Genomic DNA, 9,119 nt, shown 5'->3' with positions numbered 1-9,119 from the left:
GCCGGCGTTCGCGAGCCCGGCGCCGGTGGCGTAGACGGCGGCGAAGCCGGCGTCCTCGACGAGCCGGGCGCCGAGGGCGTCGGTCGCGCCGGGCAGCACCAGCGGCTCGATCCCCGTGCCCGGCCCGTCGGCGCCCGGCCGGGGCACGGCGGCGGCGAGCGCGGCGCGCAGCGCGACCCGCTTGTCACGGGCGCTCGGGCCGGGGCCGACCCCGGTCAGCGACGCGAGCGACCCCGGCTCCCAGGGTGGGGTGTGCGGCACGGCAGCTCCTCCATGGAGTGATTACTACAGACCTTTACCGTGACACCAGTCACCAGCCGAGCGCAACCCCGGCCGGACCGCCGAAGGCTCTCCCCACCCCTCCCCCGGCCTGATCTCATTCGATTTCAGCAGCCCACACACCCAACCGGCCGGCGACCTCGAACGACGGGGAGCTGTGTGCGCGGTCACAGAATCTTGCCGCTCCCTCTTGCCTTCCCCGGAGCGATCGCTCTACGGTCCATGTAGTGACTGTTACAGAGATGCCGGTCACGCTCTCCCGCCCTCCCCACACCGAAGGAACGTCACCGATGACCGTCCTGGACGAGATCCGCCGGCTGGAGCCGGAGCTCCGCGCCGAGGAGGACCTCTCGGCCGAGCAGCGCGCGCTGACCGGCCGGGCCTTCACGTACATGCGCGAGACCGGGCTGATGCGCGGCCTCCAGCCGAAGCGCTGGGGCGGCGCCGAGCTCTCGCTGCGCGAGCACCTCACGAGCGTCTACGAACTCGGCCGGATCGCGCCGTCCGCCGGCTGGGTGGCCGGGGTCATGGGGTCGCACCCGTGGCAGCTGGCCCTCTTCCCCGAGGAGACGCAGGCCGAGATCTGGGAGTCCGACCCGGACTGGAACGCCTCGTCCTCCTACGCGCCGACCGGGAGGATCGAGCCGGTCGACGGCGGGTACCGGGTGCACGGCCGCTGGTCGTTCTCCTCCGGCTGCGACCACGCCCAGGGCGTGATCCTCGGCGGGTTCGCCGGGAAGGTCGAGGTCGCGCCGGGCGTCGAGGTCCCGAACTACGGGTCCGCGCTGCTGTACCGCGACCAGTACTCCATCGACGACACGTGGCACGTCCGCGGCTCGCGCGGCACCGGCAGCAAGGACATCGTCGCCGCCGACGCCTTCATCCCCGAGCGCCGCTTCCTGTCCAGCCCGCTCTACGAGTACAACCCCGACCGTCCCGCGCCGGGCATGGAGACCAACCCGAGCGCCCTCTACAAGGTGCCGTGGGCGGTCATGTTCAACCTGGTGCTGGTCGCGCCGATGCTCGGGCTCGCCCGCCGCGTCCTCGACGACTGGACGGCCGACACCCGCGTCCGCAAGGCGAACTGGGGCGGCACCTACGCCGACGACCCGCTGATGCAGATGCACCTGGCCGAGGCCGAATGGGTGCACGACGCGGCCGTCATGAAGATGTACGACGCGATCGACACGATCACCGAGGCCGCCGAGGCCGGCGCGTTCCTGGACAAGCGGCAGCGCGCCCGGCTCCGCTGGAACGTCACCAAGGGCTGCCAGGAGACCGGCTTCGCGATCAACAAGCTGATGCGGGTCGCCTCGGGCCGCACCGTCTTCCTCGACCACCCGCTGCACCGCCTCTACCAGGACGTCATCGCCGAACTCGGCCACGCGTTCCTCGTCTCCGACGGCGTCGGCCAGTACTACGGCGCCGCGCTCCTCGACTCGTCCGCCCCGGAGGTCATGCTGTGATATCGCAACTCGCCTACCTCGGCATCGCGTCGCCGAAGGCCGAGGAGTGGCGCGACTACGCCACCCGGCTGCTCGGCGCGGTCATCGCCGACGACGGCCCCGACGGCGCGGTCCGCGTCAAGGTCGACGACAAGGGCTACCGGATCGCCGTCCACCCGGCGGAGCAGGACGAGCTCCGCTACATCGGCTGGGACTGCGGCAACGAGACCGAGCTGCGCGCCTACGTCGCCGAGCTGCGCGGCAAGGGCGTCGAGCTGCACGCCGGGACCACCGAGGAGCTCAAGGAGCGCCAGGTCAGCGAGCTGCACTGGTTCGCCGACCCGTTCGGGAACCGGCACGAGCTGGTCTGGGGGCAGTACTCGCACCCGAACTCGTTCTTCCCCGGGCGTCCCATGCGCGGCCGCTTCGTCACCGGCGACCTCGGCCTCGGCCACGTCGTGCTGATCGTGCCGGACCTGGAGCGGGCCAACGCGTTCTACGCCGAGACGCTCGGCTTCCGGCTGTCGGACCGGGTGAAGAGCGACATCTTCAACCTGCGCTTCTACCACTGCAACGGCCGCCACCACTCCCTCGCGGTCGCCGAGATCCCCGGCATGACGGGGATCAACCACCTGATGCTGGAGGTCGAGTCGTTCGACGACCTCGGCACCGCGATCGACCTGTTCACCGCCGACCCGGAGCGGGAGATCCTGCTGTCGCTCGGCCGGCACACCAACGACCTGATGACCTCCATCTACGTGCAGACCCCGTCGTCGATGCAGATCGAGTACGGGCACGGCGGGATCACCGTCGACGACCTGACGTGGGTCGCGGGCAACCACGACCTGCCGTCGATCTGGGGCCACCACCGCTCCCAGGCGTACATCGACGGGCCGCCCGGCATCTTCCGCACCGTCGCCGGCGGGGAGGCGGGCGAATGACCACCGCGATCCGCACCGAGGACGTCGCGATCGGCGGCGGCCGCCACCTGCGCGTCAACCAGACCGGCACGCCGGGCGCGCCCGCCCTGCTGTTCCTGCACGGGTCCGGGCCGGGCGTGACCGCCGCGTCCAACTGGCGGGAGGTCATCGAGGGGCTCGGCGACACCTACCACTGCGTCGCCCCCGACATCCTGGGCTTCGGCGACTCCAGCCATCCGGACCCGCAGCCGCAGGGCTTCACCGCGCAGGCCGAGGTCCGCATCGAGGCGCTGCTGGAACTCGTGGAAGCGCTGGGCCTGGAGAAGGTCGTCCTCGTCGGCAACTCGATGGGCGGGATGTACTCGCTGCGCATCGCCCAGCTCCGGCCGGACCTCGTTTCCGGGCTCGTGCTTATGGGCTCGGGTGGCATGCCGGGCCTGGAGCCCACGCCGGAGCTGATCAAGCTCATCACCTACTTCGACGATCCCACCGTCGAGGCGATGGCGGACCTGCTCATCCAGTTCGTGTACGACAAGAGCGCCTTCGGCGACACGGTCGAGGCGGTCGCGGCGGAGCGGATGCCGATCGTGCGGCGGCCCTGGATCGAGGCCGGGCACCGGGCGATGTTCGGGCCGGAGATGCTCGCCTTCGGGCCGGACGACCTCGCGAAGATCGATGTCCCGGCCCTGGTGGTGCACGGCCGCCAGGACGTCATCGTGCCGCTCGAATGCGGCCACTACCTCGCCGAGCACCTGCCTCAGGCGGACCTCTACGTGATCAACAAGTGCGGCCACTGGACGCAGATCGAGCAGGCCGCGCGCTTCCAGGCGATCGTGCGGGCCTTCGTCGGGAACGGGGCGGAATGACCATGAGCATGATCGACAGGGCGCGGGCGGCCGCGCCGGCGCTCGCCGCGGCCGACGCGGCGGGCGCGGAGCAGGGGAGGCTCACCGAGGAGGCCGTCGCGGCGCTGGAGTCGACGGGCGTGCTGCGCGCGCTGCAGCCGGCCCGCTGGGGCGGCGGCGAGGCCCACCTCGCCGAGTACGCCGACACGGTGATCGAGATCGGCCGCGCGTCGGCGTCCGCGGGCTGGGTGGCGTCCGTCGTCGGCGTCCACCCGTGGCAGATCGCCCTCTTCCCCGAGGAGACGCAGAAGGAGGTCTGGGGCGACGACCCGGGCCGCAGGATCGCCTCGTCGTACACGCCGACCGGCAGGATCGAGAAGGTCCCCGGCGGCTACCGGGTGTCGGGGCGCTGGAGCTTCTCCTCCGGCAGCGGGATCTGCTCCGGCGTCATCCTCGGCGGCATCGCCGGGCGCCGCGAGGTGAACGGCACCGAGTACCCCGACTTCACCTCCGTGATCCTCGACGAGGCCGACTACCGGATCGAGGAGACCTGGAACGTCGCGGGCCTGCGCGGCACCGGCTCCAACGACATCGTCGTGGACGGCGTGTTCGTGCCCGAGCACCGCGGCCAGTCGCACGTGTACTACACGCACGGCCTCGGCACCCCGCTGCCCGGCCAGGAGCTCAACGACGGGCCGCTGTACCGGACGCCGTGGGCGGTCACGTTCAACCTGATCATCGCCGCCGGAGCGCTCGGCGCCTGCCTCGGCTTCTACGACCAGTGGGTCACCGAGACCCGCGCACGCCGCACCAACTACGGCCAGCTGCTCCGCGAGGAGCCCGTCGTGCAGGACCATCTCGCCGAGGCGGCCTGGCAGCTCGACGCCGCCGTCCTGAAGGTCAGGCGGACGGCCTCCGAGCTGATGGAGCACGCCGAGCGCGGCGAGATCCCGTCGCCGGAGCAGCGCGCCTTCTGGCGCTGGGACGTCGCCCGGTCGGCGAACGCGGCGGTCGACACCGTCCAGGCGCTGATGCGCGTCTCGTCGGGCCGCTCCGCCTTCGTCGACCACCCGCTGCAGACGAGGTTCCAGGACGCCATCGCGGCCGGGAGCCACGCCTTCCTCTTCGGCGACCCGCTCGCCAAGGCGTGGGGCGGCCGGCACCTCGGCGCCGAGAAGCTCGCGGAGGTGCACCTGTGATCACCTCGTCCGACGTCGCCGTCGAGGTCCGCGGCGGCGAGCTGACGTTCCGGCTGCACGAGTCGGGCGAGCGCGGCTCGGAGGCCGTGCTGTTCCTGCACGGCTCCGGGCCGGGCGCGACCGGGCTGTCCAACTGGGAGCGGATCATCACCGATCTCGGACCCCGGTACTGGTGCCTGGCGCCCGACCAGATCGGGTTCGGGGACTCCTCGCACCCCGTCGACGCGCCGCGCGGCATGGGCCCGTTCAACGAGCTGCGGGCCGAGGCGCTGCTGGCATTGGTGGACGGTCTCGGCCTGGAGAAGGTCCACCTGGTCGGCAACTCGATGGGCGGCCAGCTCGCCCTGCTGATGACGCTGGCCCGGCCCGACCTGGTCGGCAGGATCCTGCTGATGGGCAGCGGCGGCGCACCGGACATGCCGGTCAGCCCCGGCCTCGCGCACCTGCGCGAGTTCTACGCGAGCCCGAGCGCCGAGTCCCTCAAGGGGCTGCTCACCGAGTTCGTGTACGACCTCGAACCCCTGCGCGCCACGGTCGACCGGGTCGTGGCCGAGCGGATGGCCTACGTGAACCGCGAGGACGTCCGCCGCTCGCACGAGGCGTCGTTCGACCCGAACGGCGCCCGGCGCTTCTTCACGCGCGAGGAACTCGCGACCATCACCCACGAGGTGCTCTGCGTCCACGGCCGCGACGACCGGATCATCCCGGTCGCCGCGAGCGAGTACTTCGCCGCCGCGATCCCGAACGCGGACCTGTACGTCCTCGGGCGGTGCGGCCACTGGACGCAGATCGAGCACCCCGAGACCTTCGAGCGGCTCCTGACGGGCCTCATCGACGGCCACCTGTAAGGAAGACATGCGCATCGCCAACCACGCGGGCCGGGCCGTACTGGTCGTCTCCGACGGCAAGGCCGCGGACATCGCGACCGCCTCGGCCGGCCGCTTCGGCCCCGACCCGCAGAGCGTCTACGACCACTGGGACGCCTTCACCGCATGGGCGGCGACCGCCGCCCCCGCGCCCGACGTCGAGATCGACGCGGCCCGGCTGGGCTCGCCGTCGCCCGCGCCGTCCCAGGTCATCGCGATCGGGCTGAACTACGCCGACCACGCCGCGGAGACCGGCTTCGAGCCGCCGAAGGACCTGCCGCCGGTCTTCACCAAGTTCGCCTCGTCCATCACCGGCCCCTACGGCGAGATCGCCCTGCCCGACGGCGGCCACACCGACTGGGAGGTCGAGGTCGTCGCGGTCATCGGCCGGACGGCCCACCGCGTCACGGCCGACGCGGCCTGGGACCACGTGGCCGGCCTCTCGGTCGGCCAGGACCTCTCGGAACGGATCCTCCAGTTCACCGGCGAGGCCCCGCAGTTCGGCTTCGCCAAGTCCTACCCGGGGTTCGCGCCGATCGGCCCCTGGCTCGTCACCCTCGACGACATCCCCGACCGCGACGACCTCGCGCTCGGCTGCGCGATCGACGGTGAGACGGTGCAGGACGGCCGCACGTCCAGGCTGATCATCTCGATCCCCCGCACGATCGCGAAGCTGTCGCAGGTCATCACCCTGCGCCCCGGCGACGTGATCTTCACCGGCACCCCGGACGGCGTCGGCCTCGGCAGGAGCCCCCAGCGGTTCCTTCACCCCGGCGAGACGCTGCGCACCTGGGTGGAGGGCATCGGCGAGATGGAGCACACCTTCCGCTGAACCGCCCCCCCCCGGAGCCCCGGCCCCACAAGGGCCGGGGCTCCTTTTCTCGGCCCGGGGTCCCTCAGGAAGGGCGCCGGGCGGGCGGGAAGATCGCGGTGACGGCGCGGATGACGGCGGCGCGGCGCGCGGCCGGCGCCGTGTCCGCGGCGGCGCGGCGGGCGACGGCGGCCATCTCGGCCTGGTCGAGCCAGGTGTGCGCGATCTGGGAGACCACCGCCAGGACGTCGACGGGATCCCACGCGGGGTCGAGGTCGCCCGCCTCCTGGGCGCGGCGGACGGTCTCGATCTTGGCCAGGATCGCCTCGCGGTACGGGCCGCGGTCGCCGTCGGGCGCGACGGCCGGTTCCAGGCGACCCCAGGCGACGAACCGGTACCGGTCGGGATTCGCGTTGAAGTAGTCGAACAGCTGCCCGGCGTAGGCGGGCAGATCGGCGGGATCCAGATGGACGGCGCCGGCCGCCGCCGCGAGTTCGGCGGCGGCGACGTGCTCGTACAGCTTCTCCTTGCTGCGGAAGTAGGCGTAGACGCGTTCCTTGCTGGTCCGGGCGGCCTTGGCGATCCGGTCGACCCGGGCGCCGGCGATTCCGTGCCGGGCGAACTCGTCGCGGGCGGCGGCGGCGATCCGGTCCCGGGTGGAGTCGGCGCGGGCGGGCTCGGTGCTGGCCATGGCCCCAGCCTAGCCAACCGAACCGTTCGGTTTGACTCGCTCGCGGGGGTGGGTACGGTGGAGCCGGACCATACCGAACGGTCTGGTTCGTTCCTTGCGATTCCTTCACGGAGGGTTGGTCATGCAGCAGCGCACTCTGGGGCGCCAGGGCCTGGTCACCTCGGCCATCGGCTACGGCACGATGGGACTGACGATGGCCTACGGCCCCGGCGACGAGCGGGAGGGCATCGCCGCCATCCGCCGCGCCTTCGACCTGGGCGTCACGTTCTTCGACACCGCCGAGCTCTACGGCCTCGGCACCGGCTCCAACGAGATCCTCGTCGGCAGGGCGCTCAAGAGCGTCCGCGACGAGGTGGTCATCGCCACCAAGTTCGGCTTCGACCTGACCAACGGGTTCACGCGCGCCCTCAACAGCCGCCCCGACAACATCCGCAAGGTCGCCGACAACAGCCTGCGCTACCTGGGCGTCGACCACCTCGACGTGCTCTACCAGCACCGCGTCGACCCCGACGTGCCGATCGAGGACGTCGCCGGCACGGTCAAGGAACTGATCGACGCGGGCAAGGTGAAGTACTTCGGCCTGTCGGAGGCCGGCCCGCAGACCATCCGCAAGGCCCACGCCGTCCAGCCCGTCTCGGTGCTGCAGACCGAGTACTCGCTGTTCGAACGCGACGTGGAGCAGTTGTTCCCGGTGCTGCGCGAACTCGGCATCGGGTTCGTCGCCTACTCACCGCTGGGGCGCGGCTTCATCACGGGCACCGCCAAGCCCGCCGGGTCCTACGACGCCACCGACATGCGCAACCACGACCCCCGCTGGCAGCCCGGCAACTTCGAAAAGAACCTGAAGGCCGTCGAGCGGCTCACCGAACTCGCCGCCACCAAGAACGCGACCGTCTCGCAGCTGGCGCTGGCCTGGATCCTGGCGCAGGGCGACGACATCGTCCCGATCCCCGGCACCCGCAGCCCCCAGCGAGTCGAAGAGAACACCACCGCCGCCGACCTCGCACTCACCGGCGACGACCTGGACGCCATCGCCCAGATCCTGCCGGCCGGCGGCTTCGGCGCCCGCTACGCCGAGAACGCCCTTCCCACCTGGATCTGACCACCCCGTGATCGAGGTGTGGGACGCGGGTGAGGGCCGTCCGGTTCGTCATTCGTTCGCCTTGAGGAGGTCGAGGTCGCGGAGGCTTTCGGCGGACTCCACGATCGTCGTCTCGGCCGGGCGCGGCCGCCAGCCGAGTTCCGTCCGGGCCCGGTCGTTGCGGATGATCGGCCGCGGCGGCCCGTCGCCCGGCTCCTCCTCCGTGGGCACCCGCGCGGCGAGCGGGCCGAGCCGCCGGCGCAGGACGGCGGCGATGTCCAGGAGGCTGAGCGCCGGGCCGTCGCCGACGGCCAGGAAGCGACGGCCCGCGGCCCCGGGCGCCGCCATCGCGCGGATGTGCAGATCGGCCACGTCGCGGACGTCGACGATGCCGAAGCGCAGCCGCGGCGCGCGTTTCATCGCGCCGTCGAGCATGGCCTTGATCAGCTGGATCGAGGAGCCCGGGACGGACGTGAGGGCGGGCCCGAAGATGCCGGTCGGGTTCACGGCGACCAGTTCGGTACCGCCGTCCCCGCCGCCGCCCATCAGGTCCCACGCGGCGCGCTCGGCGATCGCCTTGGAGCGCGGGTAGGGCGCCAGCCCCGGCGTGCCGGGATCGGTCCAGTCGTCCTCCGTGTACTCGGCGCCCGGCTTCGGCGTGTACCCCACCGCGGCGAAGGACGAGGTCAGCACCACGCGCCGGGCGCCCGCCGCGCGCGCGGCGCGCAGCACCCGCAGCGTGCCCTCGCGGGCGGGGACGATCAGCTCGTCCGGGTCGTCGGGCTGGGCGGCCGGGATGGGCGAGGCGACGTGGTGGACCTCCGCGCAGCCGGCCACCGCGGCGGCCCAGCCGTCGTCGGCCGTCAGGTCCGCCGCGACGACCTCCAGGCCGGCGTCGTCCGCGCCGCCGCGTCGCACGGCCGCGCGCACGTCGGCCTCGCGGGCCGTCGAGCGCACCCTGGCGCGCACCACCCTGCCGTCC

Annotated in this window: 10 protein-coding genes; 7 read left to right on the top strand and 3 right to left on the bottom strand. The window is 72.3% G+C overall.

The window, feature by feature from the left end; genetic code table 11:
* Nucleotides 1-261: hypothetical protein (locus tag ABZ914_RS39990; RefSeq protein ID WP_500199761.1), on the bottom strand; the 261-nt coding region annotated here is incomplete at its 3' end.
* Between the two features lie 308 nt (nt 262-569).
* Between ABZ914_RS39990 and ABZ914_RS39985 the strand changes: the two genes are divergently transcribed.
* Genes ABZ914_RS39985 through ABZ914_RS39960 form a run of 6 tightly spaced genes read left to right on the top strand, consistent with a single transcriptional unit; the run spans nt 570 to nt 6,386 of the window.
* Nucleotides 570-1,745 (top strand): acyl-CoA dehydrogenase family protein, encoded by a 1,176-nt coding sequence (locus ABZ914_RS39985; protein WP_500199760.1) that lies wholly within the window; start codon nt 570-572, stop codon nt 1,743-1,745.
* Nucleotides 1,742-2,665, top strand: a complete 924-nt coding sequence (locus tag ABZ914_RS39980) for a VOC family protein (protein WP_500199758.1) — start codon at nt 1,742-1,744, stop codon at nt 2,663-2,665. Before ABZ914_RS39985 ends, ABZ914_RS39980 begins: the two co-directional genes overlap by 4 nt.
* The gene (locus tag ABZ914_RS39975; protein ID WP_500199756.1) at nt 2,662-3,510 is read left to right on the top strand and encodes an alpha/beta fold hydrolase; all 849 of its coding nucleotides are present in this window, start codon (nt 2,662-2,664) and stop codon (nt 3,508-3,510) included. The genes ABZ914_RS39980 and ABZ914_RS39975 overlap by 4 nt, the downstream gene beginning before the upstream one ends.
* 2 nt (nt 3,511-3,512) lie before the next feature.
* The gene (locus tag ABZ914_RS39970) at nt 3,513-4,688 is read left to right on the top strand and encodes an acyl-CoA dehydrogenase family protein (protein ID WP_500199754.1); all 1,176 of its coding nucleotides are present in this window, start codon (nt 3,513-3,515) and stop codon (nt 4,686-4,688) included.
* The gene (locus ABZ914_RS39965) at nt 4,685-5,536 is read left to right on the top strand and encodes an alpha/beta fold hydrolase (RefSeq protein WP_500199753.1); all 852 of its coding nucleotides are present in this window, start codon (nt 4,685-4,687) and stop codon (nt 5,534-5,536) included. Before ABZ914_RS39970 ends, ABZ914_RS39965 begins: the two co-directional genes overlap by 4 nt.
* A gap of 7 nt (nt 5,537-5,543) precedes the next feature.
* Nucleotides 5,544-6,386: a fumarylacetoacetate hydrolase family protein gene (locus ABZ914_RS39960; protein WP_500199749.1), complete on the top strand. Its 843-nt coding sequence runs from the start codon at nt 5,544-5,546 to the stop codon at nt 6,384-6,386.
* Between the two features lie 64 nt (nt 6,387-6,450).
* Here the strand turns inward: ABZ914_RS39960 and ABZ914_RS39955 are convergent, their stop codons facing one another.
* Nucleotides 6,451-7,056 (bottom strand): TetR/AcrR family transcriptional regulator, encoded by a 606-nt coding sequence (locus tag ABZ914_RS39955; RefSeq protein ID WP_500199748.1) that lies wholly within the window; start codon nt 7,054-7,056, stop codon nt 6,451-6,453.
* 121 nt (nt 7,057-7,177) lie between these two features.
* On the opposite strand from ABZ914_RS39955, the gene ABZ914_RS39950 reads away from it, so the two are divergent.
* A complete protein-coding gene (locus tag ABZ914_RS39950) occupies nt 7,178-8,158 on the top strand; it encodes an aldo/keto reductase (RefSeq protein WP_500199747.1) in 981 nt (326 codons plus the stop codon).
* A 48-nt stretch (nt 8,159-8,206) separates the two neighbouring features.
* Here ABZ914_RS39950 and ABZ914_RS39945 read toward each other — a convergent pair.
* Nucleotides 8,207-9,119, bottom strand: a 913-nt coding sequence (locus tag ABZ914_RS39945) for an NAD-dependent epimerase/dehydratase family protein (protein WP_500199746.1), incomplete at its 5' end; no start/stop codon positions are given.

Origin of the sequence: Spirillospora sp. NPDC046719, from assembly GCF_040645715.1 — a bacterium.
Taxonomy (GTDB): domain Bacteria; phylum Actinomycetota; class Actinomycetes; order Streptosporangiales; family Streptosporangiaceae; genus Spirillospora.
Note: the sequence above shows the minus strand (reverse complement) of the source record. Positions and strands in the feature narration are given on the sequence as shown.